General features: G+C 56.1%; 21 protein-coding genes. 13 read left to right on the top strand and 8 right to left on the bottom strand.

The window, feature by feature from the left end:
• Positions 1-28 precede the first annotated feature (28 nt).
• Together HGAS_RS08140 and HGAS_RS08135 are read right to left on the bottom strand one after the other, a co-directional pair.
• Positions 29-874, bottom strand: coding sequence for a class I SAM-dependent methyltransferase (locus HGAS_RS08140; protein WP_019127308.1), 846 nt, complete (start codon positions 872-874; stop codon positions 29-31).
• Positions 875-878: 4 nt separating this feature from the next.
• Positions 879-1,445 (bottom strand): hypothetical protein, encoded by a 567-nt coding sequence (locus HGAS_RS08135; RefSeq protein WP_233993747.1) that lies wholly within the window; start codon positions 1,443-1,445, stop codon positions 879-881.
• Positions 1,446-1,672: 227 nt separating this feature from the next.
• On the opposite strand from HGAS_RS08135, the gene HGAS_RS08130 reads away from it, so the two are divergent.
• From HGAS_RS08130 to HGAS_RS08660, 3 genes are all read left to right on the top strand, one after another.
• Positions 1,673-2,296: a TetR/AcrR family transcriptional regulator gene (locus HGAS_RS08130; RefSeq protein ID WP_019127306.1), complete on the top strand. Its 624-nt coding sequence runs from the start codon at positions 1,673-1,675 to the stop codon at positions 2,294-2,296.
• Positions 2,296-2,760, top strand: coding sequence for a hypothetical protein (locus tag HGAS_RS08125; RefSeq protein ID WP_019127305.1), 465 nt, complete (start codon positions 2,296-2,298; stop codon positions 2,758-2,760). Before HGAS_RS08130 ends, HGAS_RS08125 begins: the two co-directional genes overlap by 1 nt.
• A 154-nt stretch (positions 2,761-2,914) precedes the next feature.
• Positions 2,915-3,856 carry an exonuclease domain-containing protein gene (locus HGAS_RS08660; RefSeq protein WP_019127304.1) on the top strand — a complete coding sequence of 314 codons (942 nt, stop codon included), beginning with the start codon at positions 2,915-2,917 and terminating at the stop codon, positions 3,854-3,856.
• A 322-nt stretch (positions 3,857-4,178) separates the two neighbouring features.
• On the opposite strand, the gene HGAS_RS08115 is transcribed toward HGAS_RS08660, so the two are convergent.
• The 3 genes from HGAS_RS08115 to HGAS_RS08100 form a co-directional block, all read right to left on the bottom strand.
• Complete coding sequence (locus tag HGAS_RS08115) at positions 4,179-4,586, bottom strand: hypothetical protein (RefSeq protein WP_019127303.1); 408 nt, start codon at positions 4,584-4,586, stop codon at positions 4,179-4,181.
• A 573-nt stretch (positions 4,587-5,159) separates the two neighbouring features.
• Entirely contained in the window at positions 5,160-5,927 is a 768-nt protein-coding gene (locus tag HGAS_RS08105; protein WP_019127301.1) for a hypothetical protein, read from the bottom strand.
• Between the two features lie 72 nt (positions 5,928-5,999).
• Complete coding sequence (locus tag HGAS_RS08100) at positions 6,000-6,788, bottom strand: protein-ADP-ribose hydrolase (RefSeq protein WP_019127300.1); 789 nt, start codon at positions 6,786-6,788, stop codon at positions 6,000-6,002.
• 613 nt (positions 6,789-7,401) lie between these two features.
• On the opposite strand from HGAS_RS08100, the gene HGAS_RS08095 reads away from it, so the two are divergent.
• On the top strand, positions 7,402-8,283 hold the full coding sequence (locus HGAS_RS08095) for a hypothetical protein (protein ID WP_019127299.1): 882 nt from the start codon (positions 7,402-7,404) through the stop codon (positions 8,281-8,283).
• 157 nt (positions 8,284-8,440) lie between these two features.
• Positions 8,441-9,583: a glycosyltransferase gene (locus HGAS_RS08090; RefSeq protein WP_026066733.1), complete on the top strand. Its 1,143-nt coding sequence runs from the start codon at positions 8,441-8,443 to the stop codon at positions 9,581-9,583.
• 337 nt (positions 9,584-9,920) lie between these two features.
• Here HGAS_RS08090 and HGAS_RS08085 read toward each other — a convergent pair whose 3' ends face one another.
• A complete protein-coding gene (locus HGAS_RS08085; RefSeq protein ID WP_019127297.1) occupies positions 9,921-10,967 on the bottom strand; it encodes an alpha/beta hydrolase in 1,047 nt (348 codons plus the stop codon).
• A gap of 131 nt (positions 10,968-11,098) precedes the next feature.
• Between HGAS_RS08085 and HGAS_RS08080 the strand changes: the two genes are divergently transcribed.
• Positions 11,099-11,416, top strand: coding sequence for a heavy metal-binding domain-containing protein (locus HGAS_RS08080; protein WP_019127296.1), 318 nt, complete (start codon positions 11,099-11,101; stop codon positions 11,414-11,416).
• 74 nt (positions 11,417-11,490) lie between these two features.
• On the opposite strand, the gene HGAS_RS08075 is transcribed toward HGAS_RS08080, so the two are convergent.
• A complete protein-coding gene (locus HGAS_RS08075) occupies positions 11,491-12,633 on the bottom strand; it encodes an ADP-ribosylglycohydrolase family protein (RefSeq protein ID WP_019127295.1) in 1,143 nt (380 codons plus the stop codon).
• Between the two features lie 155 nt (positions 12,634-12,788).
• Here HGAS_RS08075 and hemQ point away from each other — a divergent pair, with 155 nt between their 5' ends.
• From hemQ to HGAS_RS08060, 3 genes are read left to right on the top strand one after another with little or no spacing between them, the layout of a single operon-like run.
• A complete protein-coding gene (hemQ, locus tag HGAS_RS08070; protein WP_019127294.1) occupies positions 12,789-15,005 on the top strand; it encodes a hydrogen peroxide-dependent heme synthase in 2,217 nt (738 codons plus the stop codon).
• Between the two features lie 24 nt (positions 15,006-15,029).
• Complete coding sequence (locus HGAS_RS08065) at positions 15,030-15,704, top strand: DNA-3-methyladenine glycosylase I (protein WP_019127293.1); 675 nt, start codon at positions 15,030-15,032, stop codon at positions 15,702-15,704.
• A gap of 59 nt (positions 15,705-15,763) precedes the next feature.
• A complete protein-coding gene (locus HGAS_RS08060) occupies positions 15,764-16,363 on the top strand; it encodes a uracil-DNA glycosylase family protein (RefSeq protein WP_019127292.1) in 600 nt (199 codons plus the stop codon).
• A 64-nt stretch (positions 16,364-16,427) separates the two neighbouring features.
• On the opposite strand, the gene HGAS_RS08055 is transcribed toward HGAS_RS08060, so the two are convergent.
• Entirely contained in the window at positions 16,428-17,300 is an 873-nt protein-coding gene (locus HGAS_RS08055) for a class I SAM-dependent methyltransferase (protein WP_019127291.1), read from the bottom strand.
• A gap of 110 nt (positions 17,301-17,410) precedes the next feature.
• On the opposite strand from HGAS_RS08055, the gene HGAS_RS08050 reads away from it, so the two are divergent.
• The 4 genes from HGAS_RS08050 (at position 17,411) to HGAS_RS08035 (ending at position 22,222) form a co-directional block, all read left to right on the top strand.
• Positions 17,411-18,457 carry a threonine aldolase family protein gene (locus HGAS_RS08050; protein ID WP_026066731.1) on the top strand — a complete coding sequence of 349 codons (1,047 nt, stop codon included), beginning with the start codon at positions 17,411-17,413 and terminating at the stop codon, positions 18,455-18,457.
• Positions 18,458-18,668: 211 nt separating this feature from the next.
• Positions 18,669-19,409, top strand: a complete 741-nt coding sequence (locus tag HGAS_RS08045) for a nitroreductase family protein (RefSeq protein WP_019127289.1) — start codon at positions 18,669-18,671, stop codon at positions 19,407-19,409.
• A gap of 2 nt (positions 19,410-19,411) precedes the next feature.
• The gene (locus tag HGAS_RS08040; RefSeq protein ID WP_019127288.1) at positions 19,412-20,746 is read left to right on the top strand and encodes a membrane protein; all 1,335 of its coding nucleotides are present in this window, start codon (positions 19,412-19,414) and stop codon (positions 20,744-20,746) included.
• 141 nt (positions 20,747-20,887) lie between these two features.
• Positions 20,888-22,222, top strand: coding sequence for a membrane protein (locus tag HGAS_RS08035; protein WP_019127287.1), 1,335 nt, complete (start codon positions 20,888-20,890; stop codon positions 22,220-22,222).
• Positions 22,223-22,227 lie beyond the last annotated feature (5 nt).

The following is a 22,227-nucleotide window of genomic DNA, read 5'->3' as shown; positions in this document are numbered from 1 at the left end:
ATGATCCAAGCGGAGTAGGAGTGTGCCCTCAGTTTTTGTGTGCGGTGATCGCAAACTGAAGGGGCAGACGTTCGGGGTGCTCACGAAGATGCCATCCGCCAGTGGAATCTTGTTCCATGAGTTCGGGCCACGGGCACCATGCAGCGCGCGGGGTCTCCTCAAGCTCATCGATCACCAAGCCCGCGTTGATGAGAGCCGTGACGATCTGGCCGAGGGAATGATTCCACTGGTGGTTCGTTGTGTGAGTAATCCGCGGTGCTCCGGGGGAATCCACGTAGCTTGAATCGTCATCCCATGTCATCGGAGCGTCCTGCTCGAAGTATGGCTGCTCAATCTTGAGCCCGTCGGAAATGTCCTCCCCGATTGTCATGAACATCGGGTGGTCATCGCGGATGAAGAAAGTACCGCCCGGTTTGAGGAGAGAAGCAACGACCCGCGTCCACTGGGCGATATCGGGCAGCCAGCACAGAACACCGATCGAGGTGTAAACCAAGTCGAAATCTCCGGACACTGCTTCGCGAGCGTCGTACACGTTCGTGTGAACGAACTTGATGTCGGCGCCCGCGCGCTGGGCGATGCTGCGCGCGTGGGCAAGCGAGGCCTCGGAAAGATCGAGGCCAATGACGCGCGAGGCCCCGCGGCGCGCAAAACCGATCGTGTCGGTTCCGACGTGGCACTGCAGGTGGATGACCTCTTTGCCGGTGAGATCGCCGAATTTTTCGATATCTTGGGCCAGTTCGGCGCTAATGGCAGTTGGGTCCTCGAGAAGACGCTGGTAGTCGCAGTAGTTGCCAGCCATGTGCAGCTCGGCGCGGTCGTCCCAGTTGCGTTCGTTATCGGAAAACCATTGCGCTCGTCTGCTTGTTTCAGTCATTTGGTCATTGTACGTCGGTGGGTTGTTGGGGTGGGGCGCCTGCCGAGGCCTCGGCGCTGGCTATGCGCGCCTTGTCCGCTCTGCGCAGCTGCAGGTAGAGGACAGCGGCGGAAAAGAAGTCCGCGACGGCGAAGAAGTGCAGTGCTATGTGGAGTGCTGCGAGAGAACCGGGGAGTAGCCCGCGTTTCGTCGCGCGAATCGAGGCCGCGAAACCGTAAGAGGACGTCGCGAGCATCAGGAGGTACGACATTGCGAGCAAGGGAACCACGACGAAAGGCGCTGCAAGAAAAAGCCCTGGGATGACAAACATGATCGTCGCGATGCCCGTGGCGTAGAGGAATATCAGCGTGTAGAAGGGGATCATGCAGAGCTTGAGAACCAGATCCCAAAAAGCCAGCCTGCGTGGGCTGCCTTCTGCTCGATCGAAGCATGCGCAGAGGATATTCGCGATCCCAATGATTAGTAGGAGAGTACCCCAGGTCGGCCAATCTGTTCCCCAGCCGAAGACGTCATAAAAGGGCCCGCCACTGTAGACCGCAGCAATGAAAAGGAGCGGCAAAGCGGTGCGCACGACTTTGTACACGGCGAGCCTACTCTCTGGTGAAAACTTGCACTACCGGCGAGGATATCACCGTGGAAAGCGGGCGTGATCGTGTTTGGCTTTAGCTCTGGTCTTAGGGCTCCGGGAATGTCTCTTTTAGGTGAGGTGGGAATTGTACCCATGCGGCTTACATGCTTGGAAGCGGCTATAGTGAACACTGTTCATTATCGAGCGAAACCGGCGAGAGGGGGAGTTTCGTGCCCAAGCAGGTCATCGACAAAGACAAACTCATCGACCAGGCGTATTCGATTGCTGCGCGCGAAGGAATCTCCGCGCTCTCCGTGCGAAAACTGGCCGCGGCATGCGGGATCGCCGTCGGCTCGGTCTACATGTACTTCCCCACAAAAGTGGACCTAACGGCCGCAGTATTCACACGATTCTTTGGCCAGGCGCTCTTCGAGGAGTGTTGCAAGGTCGACGGTCGCGAAAGTTTCACTGACTACGTGCGGAAATTGCGTGGTGCTTTGGGTGAGGCTTTGGCGCAGATGGACGTTGATTGGTTTGCCGAGATGCGTCGTCTTCCCCGCACTGAGCACAAGGCCTTGGAGGCTGCGCGCGGCCCGATGCTGGCTCACATGGAACAAGGGCTCCAGCATGTGTTGGATGCGGATTCAGCGGTCGTGCGCTCAAGGCTAGTTGGCGCCCTGAGCCCCGAGAAACTCTGTCCTTTTGTTCTGGGGACGATCTTTACTTCGCTCATGGAGGGCTCCGACTGTGAGCCTCTTTTTGCCCTTCTTGATACCGGCTTGTACGAGGCGGTGGCTGAGAGTGCTGCTTTTGGAAGCGTCGCGGCTGCCCCTGATGAAATGGAAGATTGCTGATGACACTGCTCAAAATGAAGAAAGAAAACCTGATTACCGTGGCCGGAGTTGTTTGGCTGCTGGCGGGTATGAACGTCGCGCTGATTGGTGTGCGTTCGGCCGTTGAGATGAGCGGTGCGGCTGTCGGTCTTGTCGTTGCTTTGGTTGTTGGTGCTGTCGCCGCCTTCTTCGCCTTCCACGCAATGTTCGGCAAGATCGTCCTGAAGAACGCCCAGAGGATTCGAAGCCTGGACGCAGAACGCCTGAACTTCCTGCGCTTCTTGGACCTCAAGGGCTACCTGATCATGGCCTTCATGATGTCCTTCGGTTTTGTGCTGCGCTTAAGCGGCCTCATCCCTACCTGGTTCTTCGCATTCTTCTACACGGGACTGGGGTGTGCTTTGGCCTTGGCGGGGGCCAGCTTCCTGCTGCACCGGGCGTTTGGTGAGGGCTGGACTTTTCATGCTCGGAGGGTGGGGGAGTAAGTATCGCGTCTTCACGTGCTGAGTAGCGTTTAAGCTGCCCGGCCTCCTTCTTTGAGTTGTAGGGCGAGGCCAGATTTTTGTTGCTCTGGAAAAGAGTAAGCTGACGTTATCCTGAAGATATCGAGAAAATCTTATGCATCGAAGGTGAACGCATATGAGTCATGGACGGATACGCAGGCCCGAAGGTGGAGCGAATCTTTATTCCCTACCAACGTCGTTTGTTGCAGTTGATACGGAAACAACAGGCCTTGATTTTGATCTGTGTAACATCATTGAAATTGGCGCTGTCAAAGTCGACAACGGGGAAATTATCGACAGTTTCCAAACGCTTATCAAGATCGATGAGAAGCTGCCTCCATTTATCGTGCATTTAACGGGTATTACCAATGAAATGCTGGCAGGTGCGCCAACACTGGATGAAGTGGTGAGCGACTTTGATGCCTTCGTGGGTGATTCAATTCTGTTGGCGCACAATGCGTCTTTTGATATGAATTTTCTCTACACAGCATACGAACGCGCTTTGGGCAAGCCTCTCAGGAACGACTACGTTGATACGCTGCGGGTAGCTCGCCGAGCCCTTCCGCAGCTTCAGCATCGAACTCTTCCTGACCTTTGCGAGGTCTTTGAGGTAATCAATGAAGGTGAACACCGAGCCTACGGTGATGCTCTGGCAACAGTGCAGTGTTATCTACGCATGCGTGACATTGTGATTGAGAGCTTTGGGGATGAAACGGCTTATGCGGGTTCTTTCGCGCGGGGGACAAGCTCTGGATCTCATATAAAGGCGAAAGAAATCGTTGCAACCGCAGATTGTATTGATGAGGGTCATCCGCTTTATGGAATGCGATGTGTTTTCACCGGTGCAATGACTTCGATGGTTCGTGCTGACGCAATGCTTGCGCTCAAAAACGTGGGCGGTGAACCTCAAGACAGTGTCCGCAAAGACACGGATTATTTGGTCGTAGGTAATGATGGATACAGCAGTGCTATTCACAGTGCGCCAGGAAAGATCAAGAAGGCCCAAGCAAACCAGCTCAAAGGTCTGCCGATTCGGATCATTTCCGAAGATACCTTCTTGGCGATGCTGGAAGCATAATTGGTCTTATCTTTGTTAAAGAATATGAGGGAGGCGATCATTTCCGTTAGCTAGTTTGAACATAGTGATTGCTGAAAGCCTGTATGTAGTCGACAAAGATACTGTTTAATCCTTGAAATAAGAATCGGAAATCACAATCGCTCGAGATGGGTACTTACTTAGAAAGAAAAATTCTAGTGATCACAAAATGGCAGTAGATATTGGTATTTTGTAGGAAATGAGAATCGCGAGTACCTCGCCCTTCGTTAAGACAAAATCGGTTGATTCAGCAGTGATTTCCTTAAAATGATTGGATGTAAGCAGAATCTGAATTGAAAACTAGCTAGTTCAAATTTCGCCGAGTTTGTTCGGGAATTTCATCATCGCTGTCGGTGTACTTCCAATCGATAATTATGCTATCGGGTGATATACCTAGAGAGGAGCCGGCGAGTATGGTGTAGCTGTCCTCGTAATCCAGAACATGGGGGAGCGATCCTGCGCGGAAAAAAGTTTTCGCTTCGTCAGGGATGACTTCTATAGAAAGCAGGGTAATGCTGCGTCCAGATTGATTTTGAAATTTCCATTTTTTCGGGGCGATTTTAGTGAGCTCACTCAGGGGCGCTGGTGCGTGCCGTTCTGCAAGGGCAAGCGAGTTTTTACTGATTTTATTTGCCCTATTTGCTTCGAATGCTGCCCAAGCTGCTAGCGAAATGCTGAATACCGATACGATCAACGAGACTACATTTGTCACAAGCTACTCCTGGCCTAGTGTAACGACAGTGTCATAGAGTCCAACCTCGCGTAACTCTTTTCGACGTATAGTTTCGGACTTTGATGTGAACCCGATGTATGACAAAGATGCATCCTCGTATCGACGGAAAGAAAATACTGCCTGGTTCATCTGAATTGAGTTAAAGCCTCCTAGGCTCACCAGGAGATTGAAGTTATCTACTGATAGGTCAGTCACGCGTTTGAACAAGTCCGGTTCGATTTTGGTGATGACATCATACGGTGAGTTCAAACCGTTCTGGCGCTTGATATCCATGTCAACGGAGCAGATATTGACTAAAGCGAGAGATGATAAATTAGTCTTCCCGGGACTTGCTGACCTAATGGATGATGAATCCAACTGCACGCACCACCTTGTAACCGGCTTATTGAATCAGCTGCAACTTCCTCAGCCGTTGACGAAATTAGCCTTCTAACCTGGCCTATCTAAAACAACAAAGCACTCTCCGCCTCGAAAACGCCGTGCTAAAAACAAGCCGGCTGTCAGTTTACACTCAGCTGGCACTACCTTGTGACAACTTCGCCGCTAAAACCTTCAGTGTTGATCGAAAATAATTCCAAACACCTCGACTGCATTCTCCCAATTCACGCCATTAGCCCCACGCCACCAGTTCAAGGGGTACGACAGGCTTTGCCTGAGGTCACCGGTGTCGCGCTCCAGTGGGGGAGTGAATGAATGCAGAAAACCGGGGTGCCCTGGCGCATCTAAAATCCCGCATATTCCCAGAGTCTCAACGATCCCAACGGCCTCGGCCTGGTTGCAGGGAAGCAACTTCGCGGTGCGGATAGCGGTTGCCAGGGCAGTGCCACTGGCCTTGTCCTCCATGGAATCAGCCAGCTCCAAGAGCGACCGCAAAATTTCCACATCAACATCGCTCGCAGTCCGCCGTTCCATCGGTGCAAACTGCTCTAAGAAAAAGATCGACTTCACGATCGTTCCCCAAATACCACCGCCCTTGTGCTTGACCCAGTTAAAGAAAGGGCCCGTCAGCTCTTCCGGAACCTCCTGAGTCTGACCTCGATCAAAAGATAACCAACTGCGCGCATACACGAAGGAGGCCAAAATATAGCGGTAATCTACGTCGCGTGAGGACAAGCTATATAAAAACGCCTGCACCGCATCCTCTAATGACACAGCCTCAAAGACTTGCTCCAAGATATCAATCGCCTGAGCATGAGTAATCGGCTGGTCCTCAACAACAACACCCATCTTCCGGGCATAAGCAAGCTCCTCAGCACTCACCGAGTGCTTCTTGCGATCGTCCATCAAACGATTCAGAATCTGAACAGACTTCTTATCCATGCTTGCCTGCCCTTCGAAGTGCTTGCAACAGCGGAAACCGTATAGCTCAGAAGTGCCTACAGCACCACAACCCTAGAACCCCAGCAGCCTTCGATAAATCGCCGCATCCTCATCAGAGAACACATCAAACACAACGACCATGGGGGACTGGGTCGCAGTGAGCCACCTATTGACCACGTCCACAGCGACCTCGGCAGCATCCTGCTTCGGGTAGCCGAAAACCCCCGTCGAAATGCAACAGAACGCAAGCGAGCCCATACCGCTTTCCTGCGCCAAATCAAGGCAATTCAGGTACGAGCTCATCAGCTCGAAACGATGCATCCCAGCGTCCTCGCCGGCGGGCACAATCGGCCCGACCGTGTGAATGACGCGCTGCGAAGGTAAGTTATATGCGCCCGTAATCTTTGCTCTGCCCGTCGGCTCCTCGTGGCCCTGCTTCTCCATGAGCTGAGCGCACTCCAAACGCAACTGGACACCCGCAAACGTATGAATCGCATTATCAATGCACGCATGCCCGGGTTTCCAACATCCCAGCATCTGTGAGTTCGCTGCGTTCACAATCGCATCCGCCGCGAGCCTCGTCATGTCGCCCTGCCACAGGCGAATGTTCGGGTGCAGGGGCGCGACCTCGGCCTCGTCAATGGAAGCAACGCCGTCCCCGGCAATCAGCTCACTAAGCAACTGGTCCTGCAAAGCCAGCCACTGCGGTGAAGCGGGCATGGGCGGGCGCATATTGACCAACGCGCGGAACTGCTCCCACATCTCATCGACGCCTGTCGGTGCGGGCACCTGGACGCCGCGTTCCTCGCACAGCCCGGCAATCAGTGGGGTTAACAGCTCAAGCTTCCGACTGGGCCACATATTCGTCCTTTCCAAAAGACGTGGGTTGGCAACAGTGTAGTTCCATGGCGGTCATAGGATCACGCTGTTTGAGCATTGCGTAGTAGGCGCAAGGTCGCGCTGAGTTCGAGGAATACGGGCGCAATCTCCGGGGCTACCGGTCCGCGTCTTCGGGCTACCAAGAACTCTTGTACATGAGGCTGGAACTGTACTTTCTCGGATGTGGTCCGACCTACCAGTCCGACAATGTTTGATCAGGTCTAACTCCAAACGATGAATTTGAACGCTATGGAGGAGGCGCGCTCCGGCCTGTCCTCGAGACCATTAGTCGATTGAATGTTCTTGAGGTGAGTGAAAACAAAGCTGGTCGACCATTTCTTCTGAAAAGATGCTCAAGAACGAGTGGGAATTTCGACAACGTCCTCCAATTTTGAGAGTAGAATCCTAGTCTGTTGGCAATAATGCAGCGATCTCTCAGGGTAAAAGCAGGGATAAAGCTTCTCCAGCTTGCACGCTATTCGTTGGTGAATAGAGGGGCGGTCGCGCTTTCCTGAAATGAGGGCTGGTTGCTTGTTGTCTGCGTTTTTATTGGAGAAGTTCATAGTTGAACGATGAGACTCAAGGAAGAGTGTCAATGGTCCCTCAGAGTGATTCTGAAGAAGCAACAAACAAAGAAACAGCGAAGCCTCTGACGCGGCGGCTGGTTTATATTGCGATTGCTGTCCTCGTTGTAATCGTGTTTTCTTGCTACCTGTTTATTGTTGCGCCTCATAATCGAGCAATGCGTGAGTTCCAGGATGCTGCTTCTGTTGTCCAACAGAAGAATGCTGAACTGCAGGAGAAGATTGAAGCAGGCCAGCAGGCATTGGATACAGGAGAAACGCCCTTTGATATTGCGACGAAAGATAGTCTTACGGTTTTGATTGCGAACTCGAAACAAGAGTTGCGCCAAATTCCTAATGATTTGCCGTATATGGCAAGCGAAATCGACAAGAAGACAGAAGAACTTCGTCAGCCACTTGACTTCGCTCAGGATATTCAAAAACTTCAGGAAGCAAAAGAGGGATTTGAGAAGAGCGTTCGCCAACTGAAACAAGTTACTGCACCAACTCAAGACTTCGTCATATCGCGACTAGGTCAAGTTGTCGGTGTCTCGGATCTTGCGCCAGTGACTGAAGAGAATGATCCTAATCATCATCTCAATAAACCTCGTGGTTATACCGCCAATATTTTCTTTAGCTACAGCAAGGTCGAGGATCAGTATGGTCAGTACTCGGGGAAAAACTCAATCGAAAAAGGTACGGATGGTGGTGGCTGTATTGAAGTGTTTGCAAATACTGAAGATGCGAATGCGCGAAATGAGTATCTGTCCGCGTTTGATGGCATCGGATTGTTGGATTCTGGTTCGCATGAAGTCGTTGGTACAGTACTGATTCGAACTTCGCATCATCTGACGGCAACTCAACAAAAAGAGCTGACTGCAGAGATTAAAACAGCGCTTACCGCAGTTCAATAAGATCGCGGAATGAGCCATCGATAATTGGCCGGATCTGATCTCTAAGAGAATGGATCCGGCCAATTGGTGCATTGTCTAATTGAGAGGCTTCGTGGGAGTGATCGGAAGTCTTCCGCCCAGAGCGTACCCTTAAACCGTGAAAATCCTTGTCGTCCCTATGCTGGCCCGCTCGCGGGTGGGCGGCCCATGGTCGCGCGCGCAGCAGATCGCCCGCGCATTCCGCAGCCGCGGACACGAGGTCACGCTCGCATGGGGAGACGATGGAAACTGCGTCGATCCGGTCGCCCAGGCATTTGAAATTCCCGTTCCTTCACCCCTTGGTCTTCCCGAAGCCATCGCTCGTCACACCTTTCCGCTGGCCTCGCGCCTGGGACTGATGGGACGCAAGCCTGTTCATAGTTTCGAAGAAGTGCTGTGGCTAACGGGGGCTCTGGATTATCGCTACAGCTGCGTGGTAGTTGAGAAGCTCCGTGAATTCATGCGCAGCTGGCGCCCCGACGTCGTCTACTCGGAATTCAACCTGGCCTCGGTGATCGCCGCACGCGTCGAAGGGATTCTCTGCGTGGGCAGCGGTTCGCAGCCAACGACCGTCGCCTACGCCTCAAACCCGCGAAAATCAGCGGGAATCCGACGCCTACTGCGCGAGATGGACATGCCCGCCCCGGCCTCGTCCCTGACAATCCTCGAGGGGATGAAACGTCGATTCATCCCGAGCTGTCCCTCGCTGGAACCGGAGGCGGGGGAGCGGGCGACCTACTGCGGTTTTCTTGGCGACGTACCGAAGCTGGATGCTCGCAGCACCGATCGTGATTGTGCGGTGGTCTACCTCGGCTCGGGCAGTGTCCCCGCGGGAGTTGCCGTGCGAGCGGGCCGGCAGCTCTCGAGCGCGCTTGATTGCGATGTGTATGTCGCGGGTGTGCCCGAAGCTGCCTACAGTGCAGCTGGCCGCGAGGTGCACTGCGCGCCTCGCCTCAACTTCGCCGAACTCCTGCCGCGCGCCCGAGTCATGGTCCATCACGGAGGGCAAAACTCGATGATGGACGCGCTGGCTTACGAAGTCCCTCAAGTCGTCGTACCCGGGCGCGTTTTCGAGCGCCAATTCAACGCCGAGGCCGTCGAGCGCACGCGCTGTGGCCTGAGTGTGCGCGCACCCAAGCCCGCTCTTATTGCCGAGGCCGCGCTACGCCTCGTCAATGAAGCTCCCCTGAGCGGTGGGCTTGCGAGCCTGCGCGACGAACTGTTGGAATTGGGCGGAACCGAGCGGATTGTCAGTGAGGTTGAGGAGATTCCCTACTTGTAGGACCTGCCCGGTGGCAGATGCTGGGGCCTAGTGGGCTTGAGCAGACGCTTTCTTCCTTGAACTGCGCTATTCCCCAGACTCATTGGCACTGTTTGGAGGCATTGACACCAGTTGGAGCTTTGGACGAGCGGTTTTTGGGGTATGCGATGCTTCCAAGTGGTGTCAATCGTGCCTAGTGGTGTCGATGTGGCGCTTGCGGCCTGCAAATCAACGGGCTGCTCGGGGGTGCCTCCCGCGGGTGGAACGACCTCGGCAGCAATAAAAGCCGAAGGGAAATGTCTACTGGCCCGGGAAAAGCAGAACGTAGTCAGCAATAAAGGGGATACGAGGAAAGGCCCTATCTTCCGGTGAAAAGCAGGGGCAGTGCGTGGCTGAGCTGGCGTGAAACCGAGGCTAGAGAGTGCGTCCCGCCCTCGTCGATCCACACCTGCAAGCTCTGGGGCGTCATCAGGGTTGGATACTTGCGGTAAAACTCTCCGAGCTGCGGATTCATGTCGTCCAAAGCCGGATCATCTGAACCGACGCTGGCGATAATGCGGAAATCCTGCGGTCCCATGTCGCGGCTGCGCGCGCCAAGAGTCACCTCGTCAGCAATCTGGGGCAGGGGCGCGTCATGATCGCGGCCGATCCATGACTCTCCGGCCATTGGCATGTAACCGTAGAAATAGTCGGGGTTCAGGGCGAAAACATCCCAGGTCGTAATCCCGCCCATGGAAAAACCGCCAAAAGCGCGGTGCGCGCGACTAGCTTTTAAGGATTCATCCGTGGTGTCGCCGCCAGCGTAGGTTGAGTAGCGTGACTCGATCGTGTCGATCAAAGTATTAATCTCGCTGGTCGCAAAGAAACGGTTCAGCTGATAATCCGTTTCAAAATCATCATTCACGAAAGAGCGATCAGGGTAATACGTCGCAAAAACAACGATTGTTGGAGAGACTGCGCCGCTGCGCTCAAGGTCATCAATGGCCGGCGAGACCTCGTCTGCCATCTCCTCCGCGCTGCTCATCCACCCGTGAGTCAAGTATGCGATATTGGCAGGAATTCCCTGTACGTATGTTGCCGGAACATAGACTAGGGCCTGCTTCTTATAGGTGACTCCCTGATATTCCTGCTGATAATCCACTGTGTCGATCCGCCCGTGCAGGGGGATCGGGTTCTCCGAGGCCACGGGAATGATTACCGTTGTCCCGTCCGTGTTTTCTTGGTGGGTAGCTGCGGGGGAGGGGGCGGAGGCGTGATAGGCCTCGTATCCTGCTGCACTGACCAGGCCGCTTGCCACCACCAGGGTGCCCACGGCCAGCGCGATCGTCCCCTTTCGGTTACGGGGCCGGGGCTGGCGCGTCGGGGTCGCTGAAGTTTCGGGGGTGGGTGAGGTCGGAGTACTCATCGGTAAAGTTTCGTGTAGTTCGTGCGTGTTGACCTCATATGGTCGATTTTAAGTCCGCGGGTGTGGCAGTGCGAATGCGCCTTCGCTAGCGGCAGATAGGATTGGCATAACAACTGGACAAGGGAGTTGCCATGATTGCTGTTACGACCCCAACCCTTGAGGGCGCACCTATCAAGCGCTACTACGGAATTGTTTCCGGAGAGACGTTCGCGGGTGTGAACCTCTTTAAAGACATTGGTGCAGGCTTGTCGAACCTCTTTGGAGGGCGGTCCTCGAGTTATGAAGAGGAACTCTTCGAGGCCTCACAAACTGCTATCAACGAGATGTGCCAGCGCGCGCAGGCAATGGGAGCAAACGCGGTCGTCGGCGTGCACGTCGACTACTTCACCGCCGGAGCTGACAACGGAATGCTCGCAGCAATCGCCACGGGCACCGCTGTTGAGGTGTGAGGACTTTCCTCCGCAAGTTTGTAAACGCTGTGACCGGTTGTGCTTCTAACCCGGTGTGGTGGCGCCGTTCCTTGCTACTGAACGCCCTGTTCACGCCTCCACTGAACGTAGTCGGTGTAGATGTACTTGTGTTCCCACGCGGGATCGACGGGCCTATACTCGCTGAGGTGGCCGCACCCAGTCGATAGGTCATCGGCAATCTCAACAATGGCCTCGCGTAATTCAAGCGGATCGACGAAGCGATGCGGAATTACCTCATAACCAATCTGTGCACCAATGATTGTCCCCGCGACCGCGGCCGTAGAATCGCTGTCACCGTTGTGATTCGAGGCCGCGGCAATCGCCCCCGCAAAGTCACCTTGATAGCGCAGTGCGCACAGCAGGCCGATCGCCAGGGTTTCTTCTGCAACCCAGCCCTCGCCGAGCTCGTGGATCGCGTCCAAGTCACTGAGTCCAGAAGAAGCCAGTAAAACCGCGCGCTCCATAATCTCCTGCAAAACCCCGACCATTCGCGCCTCGGGGAATGCTTCGGGAAGGGTTGCGCTCGCGGCAGCGACGGCCTCGGAAAGGGGAGAATCTTCGTGGACGATCATCGACACAATCTGCGCGAAGGCTCCGGCGGGAAGCCAACCTAGCTCGTGCCCGTGAGTGAGGGCCGCAATTTCCGCGCCCTGTAGCTGGATATCGGCGTAGGTCATGTGGCGAGTCATGTTCGAGAAACTCGTTGAGTAAAAGAGGCCGACCGGCGCAACGCGCATGATTCCGCCACAGCCCTTTGAATCGTTGATCGGAGACTCGAGAGTTCCGTTAGCTCCCGCGGCGCATGCCGTCATACATGTCGTCCCGGGCGCTCGTCGCGCAAAAAGCTCGGGGAATCCACTGATCCAAGCACAGCTAGTGCGTCCGTTGAATTCCTCGGTTTGTGTCCTGTACCAATCCTGATACATGAAGGACATAAAGTCGCGGATTCTCCCTATAATCCCGCGCGTTGCCCAGCGGGTATGCGTAAAAAGCAAACCTTCCGCGGTGTAGAGAGTCATCTGCGTGTCATCAGAAAAACGTGCGACGCCCTGCTCATCAAGGACGTAATCGGTAATGCCTGTAGGGCCAAAGCGCTGAAAAATTTGTGGTTCGCGGAGGAACTCGACGGTGTAGCCCAATGCGTCTCCTGCGGCCTCGCCAATGAGTGCGCCGCGGTAGCGATCGCGTTTGTCCATGAATCCTCCTTAGAACATGAATATTCTACAGTGCCCGGATTGGCCAGTACGACTGTAAAAACGGTGCAATCCCGCGTTTTTCTGACACTTTGTCGCTGCGAGGGGCGGGCGTGCGGTCCTAAACTTGCCACGTTACCCGTGAAGGAGGCCTCGAAGTGCCGGGATTGGAACCCTACGACGCAATCATGCTGCTGTCCTACGGTGGCCCCAACGGCATGGATGATGTCCTCCCCTTCATGCGCAACGCAACGCGAGGCCGTGGAATCCCCGACGAACGCCTACTCCAAGTCTCAAAGCACTATGAGCGCTTCGGCGGAGTTTCACCCATTAATGCCTGTAATCAGCGCCTGATCGCTGACCTATCCGCTGAGCTCTCGCGTCGTGGATACGACATCCCCGTCGGCTGGGGAAACCGTAATTGGCATCCCTTCGTCGCCGAGGGCTTGGACGAGCTCGCCCAAGCCGGCGCGCGACGCATCCTTGTGCTGCCAACCTCCGCGTACGCCTCGTATTCGGGATGCCGTCAGTACCGTGAAGACCTTGCCGAGGCCGCGCAGTCCCTCAGCGAAAAGTGGGGGAGTATCGTCCTGGGCGCAGAGGACAGTGCGGACAACCCGAACGCCGACATCATTGTCGATAAAGTGCGCCCCTACTATTCGACGCCCGGCATGGCCAGTGCTGAAATTGCCTCGATCCGTCGCGCGTGGTCGGCCCTTGTCGAGGGTGGGGCGGATCCAAACGGGATCCGACTGATTTTCGTTACCCACTCCATCCCCGTGAGCATGGAAGAAGGGTCCTCTCCCTTCCCCTTCCCTTCAGCCGTTTCTTCTTCCCCCGCTGCCGAGGCCGGGGACGCTGAGTTTGAAGGCGAGGAAGCGTCATCCCTGGGCACCCCCGCTTCCGAAATCAGTTACGTGGCCCAGCACCATGCACTGATTCAAGCGATTATGCCGGAAGTGCGCCGTGTTTTGGGGCGCGAGGATTTGGGGTACGACCTAGTATTTTGTTCGCGTTCAGGCTCGCCGCAGGCGCGCTGGCTGGAGCCCGACATCAACGATTTCCTCCGCGAACTGGTTGACCCGAAAAGCCAGGGAACGCCGGAAGGAAACGAGGCCTCGGAAAGCGGAAAGCCAAGCGGCGTAGTCGTCGTGCCGATCGGCTTTATCTGCGACCACATGGAGGTTGTCTACGACCTGGACACCGAGGCGAAGGAAACCGCTGCGGAACTTGGAATTGCGTATAAGCGTGCCGAAACAATCTCGACGGATCCCGCGTTTGTCTCATCGCTGGTGGATGTGCTGGAAGAACGCGCAGCTCAAGCGAGGGGAGAAAACCCCTTCCGTATGACCGTTACGGGCACGGGACCTTTCCATACGGTCTGCCCCCAGGATTGCTGCCTAGCGCCGGCTCGGCCTGCGCATTCCCAGCACTCTGCAGAAGCGGGCACTCAGCACATGAGCCCGCATGCCTCACTTTCTTCCGACGGCCCTGATCGAGTCGCCGGTCAATCCGCCATACAACAGGAGGAATCAATGGCGTTCTTGAACCGTCGTGCGGCACAGCCCGCTGAAAACACCGAAAACACCGGCCACTCTGAGGCTGCGCCCGAACACGTTGCCGAGCATGCTCCGCACCACCACGCCGCGCACTCCTACGTTCCTGACCCGCGCGATCGGACCGATATTGACTTGGATGAGGTCAACGGCAAGCAGCACTACGCGCTGTATTCCGTGTTTGCATTGGGTGAGTTCTTGCCGGCAGATGATAGCGAGCGCGCCCATATTGTTGCTGAATCCCTGGACTACGTGAAGAGCGCAGGCGCAGAAATCCGCGGTTTCTATGACGTGTCCGGCTTCCGCGCCGAGGCGGACCTGATGGTCTGGTGGCTTGATGACGACCCCGAGGTCTTGCAAGACGCCTACCATCGCCTGCGCGCCAGTGCGCTGGGGAAGTTCTTGGAACCCGTGTGGTCCTGCATGGGCCTACACACCCCCGCCGAGTTCAACAAGCGCCACATTCCTGCGTGCTTTGGTGGGGTTGCGCCGCGTGACTGGGCGATGGTCTACCCCTTCGTGCGCTCCTACGACTGGTACTTGAAGGCTCCTGAAGAGCGCTCGCGGATCATGGCCGAGCACGGGCGGAACGGCTTCTCGCAGTACCCCGATGTCAAGGGCTCGACCCTGTCGGCCTTCGGTTTCTCCGACTACGAGTGGGTTTTGGCTTTCGAGGCCGATTCGCTGGATCGCCTTGAAGGCGTCATGCATGCCCAGCGCTACACTGAGGCTCGCTTGTACGTGCGCGAGGATACGCCCTTCTTCACCGGGCCACGCGTGAGCCTGCAAGAGTGGGCCGAGCGCCAGCCGAGGGCATGATCCGCGCTGCTTGAAGAGGTGACCGTGACTATTCCCGAAGGCCTCGTCGCCTGCGAGGACGGCCTTGTCCGCCCGACCTGGGCTGCGACTGACCCGCTCTTACGCGACTACTACGACACTGAGTGGGGGAAACCGGTTACCTCCGAGCAGGGTGTCTTCGAGCGCCTTGTCCTTGAGAGCTTCCAATCTGGCCTCTCGTGGTCGACGGTCCTTAAGAAACGCGAGGCCTTTCGCAACGCCTTCGCTTCCTTCATTCCCGAGGCCGTCGCCGCCTTCACCGACAAAGACCGCGAGCGTTTAATGCGCGACGCGGGGATCGTGCGAAATAGGCGGAAGATCGACGCGGCCATTACCAATGCGCAGGCAGTCATCGCGCTTCGCGGTGCTCTGGCTGCCGAAGCTGACGCACACCGTGCCGGGCGGATGGGGGATGCACCGCTTACGCACCTGCTTCGGCCTCGGCAATCCTACCCACGCCACTTGGGTGAGTTCGTCTGGCTCTACCAACCCAGTAGGCAGCCTCAGCCGAGGTGTGCACAGGAAGTGCCCGCACAAACGGAAGAATCCCGCGCTCTCTCAGCCCAGCTCAAACGTCGAGGCTTCGTTTTCGTCGGGCCGGTCACCGCACTGGCTTTGATGAGTGCGATCGGGATTGTCAACACTGACATCTTGGGAACGTGGAAGCGGCCGTCAATTTAAGGCGTCTAAGCTTCGTAGTGGCCGCTGCAGGCGAATAGAAACGGGTCTAGAGTGAAAATATGACTCCTGAGATTACTGATCCGAGGTTCAAAGCAATCGCAGAGGAAATCCGGAAGGACCCGGAAAACGCCTCATTTACAAAGCGGGGCATCGATCCGCTCTTCTTCGCTGGACCCGAATGCCGGATCATGATCGTCGGCCAAGCTCCCGGCCGCGTTGCCGAAGAAAGCGGCATCGTCTGGAACGACCGCAGCGGTGATCGCCTTCGCGAATGGATGGGGATCGACCGTGAGACCTTCTATAACTCGGGGAAACTGGCCATTGTCCCCATGGACTTCTACTTCCCGGGCACCGGAAAGAGCGGTGACCTGCCCCCGCGCAAAGACTTCGCGGACAAGTGGCACCCGCGCCTGCTCGAGCTCATGCCCGATCTGAAGCTCACTATTCTGGTCGGTTCCTACGCGACAAAGCGCTATCTGCAGCTCAAGTCCTCGGCCTCGCTCACGCAGGTCGTCAAGGACTACCACGACTACCTACCGGAGTTCTTCCCGCTCGTGCACCCATCGCCCCGTAACCAAATCTGGATGAAGAAGAACCCCTGGTTTGACCAGACCGTCATTCCGGATCTGCAAGAGCTTGTCGCGCAAATTATGAAGTGATTTTCTCTGCGAAGCTATTCCCCAAAGACAGCAATGTCTTTGGGGAAAACTTTATTCTCGCTTGTTACTCCCATTCGCTTCCATCAGTACGCCAACCAATGAAAGTCCAAACCACGGGGAGAGGGTAATTCAAAACCCACTGTGTCTGGGGTGAATGTGTCTGAGGCGAATCGCTGTGATCCTCAGAAAGAACGTTCGTGGGCTGCACTGATGGAACCTCAATGAAATGATCGCGTGCATAGGCGTCGAACAAACGCTGTTCACGCGGAGTGAAAGGCTCGGATCGCGCTAAACGACGCAGATCGGCCCTGGCCTCGTCAAAGGAATTGAAGCGCATCGGCCGATAGGTATTCGTCGTGGCTGTGACAGGAGTGCGGCCGAGATAACGCAGGGCGCGGATGACCTCGGGGACGGTGCTGGGCCGCTTCGCTTTGCGACCGAGGTAGGTCAAGAGCCTGGGATCCGACGATGGCGGAAGACTGTTTGGGACGACTACGGCAGCCTTGACTCTCGCTGTGGCGTCAAGCTTTGAGATGCGGCTGAGAGTGTGATCGCTCATCAGGGAGCGTGATGCGAAAGCGCAGTCGACGCTGTTCATTCCCAAACCGGCCTGGCTCCAGTCTTCATCCCAGGCAAGCAGATGCGAGGTAATAGGAAGGTTTTCGGCGGCGGCGCGCTGATCGAGGATAGTCAGCATGGCCTCGGCAAAATCACACGCGTGGACTCGGTGGCCGGCCCTGGCAAGGGGAACGGCAAGAGTGCCCGTCGCGCAGCCCATATCCAAAATCGTGTTGCCGGGTGCGGGGGAGAGTAGATCCATGAGCCAGAGTTCATAGTCTTCGGTCGCATAACGGGTAAACGTTGCCGCGCGTTTGTTCCAATAGTCTTTAGAATCGCGGTTGAGTGAAGCAGTGTGCGGACTGTGATCATGCGGCATGAGTGGTGTCCTTTAGCGGTCTGGCGGCGTCTTTACCTGGCCACCATGATAGATGTGGGTGTGTGCTCGACGCGTTATTCCTAAGGTAAAAAGCGTGCAATAATTGTGCAATGACTAATCCCGCTGTGATCCCGAATTTCTCCAGTGACTATCAAGAAGGCGCTCACCAAAAAGTATTGGACGCCTTGGTCGCCACCAATATGGAGCAATCAAGCGGTTACGGTACCGACGAGCACTGCGAGCATGCGCGCGACCTGATCCGCGAGGCCTGCGATGCCCCCAACGCAGACGTTCATTTTCTGGTCGGTGGAACCCAAACAAACGCGACGATCATTGACGCGATCTTGCTGCCCTGGCAGGGAGTCATTGCTCCCCACACCGGACACATCAACATGCACGAGGCGGGCATCGTTGAGCGCGGCGGACACAAGATCCTTGACATCCCCGCGAAAGACGGAAAAATCAACGCGGCTGATGTCAAGCGGATTTATTCAGCATGGGAAGGCGATGGTGCGCGCGACCATATGATCGCCCCCACATTGGTCTACATCTCGCAGCCCACCGAATATGGAACGCTGTATTCCTTAAAAGAACTGGAAGAACTCTCCGCTGCATGCCACGAGCACGGCCTCAAGCTTTTCGTCGACGGTGCGCGCTTAGCCTACGCCCTCACCTCGCCGGCGAATGACGTCTCAATGGCTGACTTGGCGCGGCTATCCGATGTCTTCTACATCGGTGGCACCAAGTGCGGAACTCTTTTCGGCGAGGCCGTGGTGATCCCCGACGGTGGCTCGATCCGCCAATTCGTCACGCAGATGAAGCAACATGGTGCGCTACTTGCTAAGGGCCGGCTCTTGGGCGTCCAGTTCGAGGCCCTGTTTGAGGATGACCTCTACCTGACTTTGGGTGCTCCCGGCGTTGCCGCCACTAAGCGAATCCGCGAGGCTCTGATCCGCGCGGGATATGTTGTCACCATGGATTCTCCGACGAACCTCACTTTCGTCGCCCTCGATCAGGCCGGACACGAGCGTTTGTCGCGAAAGGTCCGCTATGGCATCTGGGAGACACTGCCCGATGGTCGCCTCTTGGCGCGCTTCTGCACTTCGTGGGGAACCCCCGAAGAGGACATCAAGGCTTTCGAGGCCGCGCTGGCCTGATAGTCGCCGCGGCCCTAGGTGCTCCCTCCACACGAAGCTGCGCTGGGCACGAAGCTGCGCTCCGCACCGCTCCCTCCACATGAAGTCGGTAAATGTCATGCGTTATAGCATGTGTCTTTTCACGACTTCGTGTGACAAAAGGGCAGGGAAGGTGCGGGAGCGTCGCGTGGAACGAGCTCCCATCGAGACAGCTCCACGCTACGCTTGAACAGTGACAACCGACGCTACCGATTTCGCTGCCCCTGACTTCTCCGCGCTCGCGGCCTCGCGCCGCTCAATCCGCGCATACACGGATCAGCAGATTCCACGGGACATCTTGGACGCGATCCTCAAGGACGCAACAACAGCCCCCAGTTGGTCCAACACTCGTGCCTTCCGCATTGCATTGGCAACGGGGGAGCGCGCGGATCGCCTGCGCAAAGAATACGTGCGTCGATTCGATCAAACCCTGGATATTCAACACCGCAAGCCCTTCGCGCTGGCAAGAACTGCCCTGCGACGCGAACTACCCGACGGTGATTTTCCCGTCTGGAAGCCTTACCCCCGCGAGCTTCGCCCAGCTCAAGTTGAAATCGCCAAGTGTGTATATGGCGCCTATGGCATTGAACGCAGCGATCATGAGGGGCGCGACGCTGCAAACCGCAGAAACGTGACAGCTTTTGATGCGCCCGTCATGGGCTTTGTATTCGTACACGAAAAAATGCTGCCGTGGAGTGCGATGGATGCGGGCCTCATGCTCCAAACACTCTTCCTTTCAGCAAAAGCGCATGGTGTGGATTCGTGCGCGATCGGAATTCTCTCCACATGGCGTGGCCCGGCCGAGCAGGAATTTGAGATTCCCCAGCACTACAAGCTGATCACCGGTTTCTGCTTGGGCTACGCAGATAGCGAGGCCCTGATCAACCAGGTCAATGCTCCCCGTCCGCCGATTCAGCTTCTCGAAGGGAAGTAAGCGTGCCCAAACAGTACCTTTCTGTCGCATTCGCTTACGTTGGCGTCGTTATCGGTGCGGGCCTTGCCAGTGGTCAAGACCTTCTGCAGTACTTCCTCTCTTTCGGAGCAAAGGGCCTGATCGGCATTGCCGTCCTGGGCGTTCTCAACATTGTCTTCGGCGTTGTGGCCCTGCAGCTCGGGTCCTATTACCGTTCGGGCCACTACGATGAAGTCTTTGAGCGCATAGCCCCGCCACTGGTCCGTCGCATAATCGATGTTGTTCTGGTCTTTTCGGGCATTGCGATGGGCGTCGTCATGCTCTCAGGCGCGGGAGCGAACCTGGAACAACAGTTTGGAATCCCGGCATGGGCGGGAAGTGCGATCTGTGCAGTTCTGGTTGTCGTCACTGCCTTCCTTGATTTTGATCGCATCATGAAAGTCATCGGCGTCTTCACGCCGATGATCATTGTTGCCATCAGTATTTTGACGATCTACTCGCTTGCGCGCCCGCATCCAGGCATCACCGAGCTCAACGCTGCAGCCCAAAACGTCACCCCCGCGCTGCCGAACCTGTGGCTCTCGACAATCAACTACTTCGCACTCTGCGTGGTCAACGGTATTGCAATGGCTTTCGTTCTTGGCGGTTCCGTCCTGCGCATCGATGTGGCACGCAAGGCTGGGAGCTTGGGTGGCGCGCTGATTGCACTGGTTATTGCGGCCGATGCGGTGACGCTTTTCCTCAACATGGATCGCATCTGGGATGTGGGAGTGCCGACTTTGGAGATCGCCCGGCGCATTCATCCGGCCTTCGCGCTCCTGTATACGCTGATCATTTTCGCCCTGATTTACAACACGGTCTTTTCCCTGTTCTACTCAACAGCTCGACGCTTCTCCGGCGGCTCGGATCAGCGCATGCGAGTGATTCTGACAGGGGTGACCGCTACAGGTTATGCGAATTCACTGATGGGATTCAAGAAATTGGTTGGCGGAATGTATCCGATCATCGGCTACCTGGGAATCGCCCTCCTTGTGGTCCTTGCCATCGCGTGGCTGCACCACCGCGCCTCGGTAATCCGCGAAGAAAATCTGCGCCGCAAGCTAATCCGCGTGCAGGTACGCAAGCATGCCGAGGACCTTGAGTACACGGACGCCGATCGTGCCGAGGCCCAGACCCTTGCGCGCGCCTCGGTCGTTGATACGACCAGTTTGCGCCGCGATGCTGATTCAATCGCAGAACAAATCGTCGCAACTCAAGACGACGCTGCCGCCTATGCGCGCACTCAGCTCCCCGTCGATGAGGACTTGGTCGCCGAGCAGATCGCCGAGGCCTTGCCGGATTCCACGGACAGCAAGTAGTTTCCCCATTCGAACGAACTCGTAGCTTTCTTTCTTTCTTCTTTTCTGATCCAGTCGACATAATTCTGCGGCCTAGTAGTTCACCCTGTACGGTGAAAATAGGCCTTGGCCGTGATATTTATTGGCAATCGGAAGAAGACAATGACTAAGAAATACCTCTCGGTGGCTTTTGCGTATGTGGGAGTGATAGTCGGCGCAGGTTTGGCCAGCGGCCAAGATCTCCTGCAATATTTCCTTGCTTTTGGTGCCAAGGGTTTGATCGGAATCGTAGCCTTGGGTGTGCTGAACGTGATTTTCGGCGTTGTTGCCCTGCAGCTTGGCTCGTACTTCCGTTCAGATAATCACGACGAGGTCTTCGAACGCATCACTCATCCGGTGTTGCGTCGCGTCATTGATGTGGTGCTGATCTTCTCTGCCTTCACTATGGGCTTCGTGATGTTGGCGGGAGCTGGAGCGAACCTCCAGCAGCAATTCGGAGTGCCCACATGGGCGGGCAGCTTACTGTGTGCCTTGCTTGTCATTCTCACGGCATTCCTGGATTTTGACAGGATCATGAATGTGATCGGGGTGTTCACGCCCATCATCATGATTGCGATTGCCGTTTTAGCCATCTATTCACTGGTGACTCCGCATGCGGGAATTGCGGAACTTAACGCTGCAGCGCGTAACGTCACTCCCGCACTGCCGAATCTGTGGCTGGCGACGATTAACTATTTCGCACTGTGTGTTGTCGGTGGTATTGCTATGGCCTTCGTCCTCGGTGGCTCAATCTTGCGCATTGGTGAAGCGCGTCGTGCCGGTCGTATCGGTGGCGTGCTGATCGCCCTTGTCCTCGGTGCGGATGCGCTTGCTCTGTATCTGAATGTGGATCGTATCTGGGATGTAAACGTCCCGGCTCTTGCGATAGCACGCTCGATTCATCCGATATTCGCTTTCGGATATACCCTTGTGATTTTTGCGCTGATCTATAACACCGCATTCTCCCTGTTCTATTCGACAGCTCGTCGTTTTTCTGGCGGGTCGACCTCACGAATGCGTCTGGTGCTCATTGGAGTAGTAGCAGCTGGCTACGCGGCTTCCTTCATGGGATTCAAGAAGCTCATCGGCATGATGTATCCGGTCATCGGTTGGTTGGGTGTTGTTCTCTTGATTATTTTGGCAGTCGGCTGGCTGCGTGAGCGTTCAGCCGTCGTGCGCGAGGAAAACCTGCGCCGCAAGCTTATTCGCCTTCTTGTCCGTAAGCATGCTGATGATCTCGAGTTCACGGACGAGGACCGGGTAGAGGCCCGTACGCTTGCACGCGCCTCCGTCGTTGATGGCGTCGAGTTGCGCCGCGATGCCAGTTCGGCTGCCGAGGAAATCGTTGATGTCCACGATGACGCTGCCGCCTATGCGCGCACTCAACTCCCCGTCGATGAGGACTTGGTCGCCGAGCAGATTGCCGAGGCCTTACCGGACTCTACCGAGAACAAGTAGTTTCG

It is taken from the genome of Actinomyces sp. ph3 (assembly GCF_000308055.1).
In the GTDB taxonomy this organism is placed as follows: domain Bacteria; phylum Actinomycetota; class Actinomycetes; order Actinomycetales; family Actinomycetaceae; genus Pauljensenia.
This window is presented reverse-complemented; position numbering and strand designations above follow the sequence as displayed.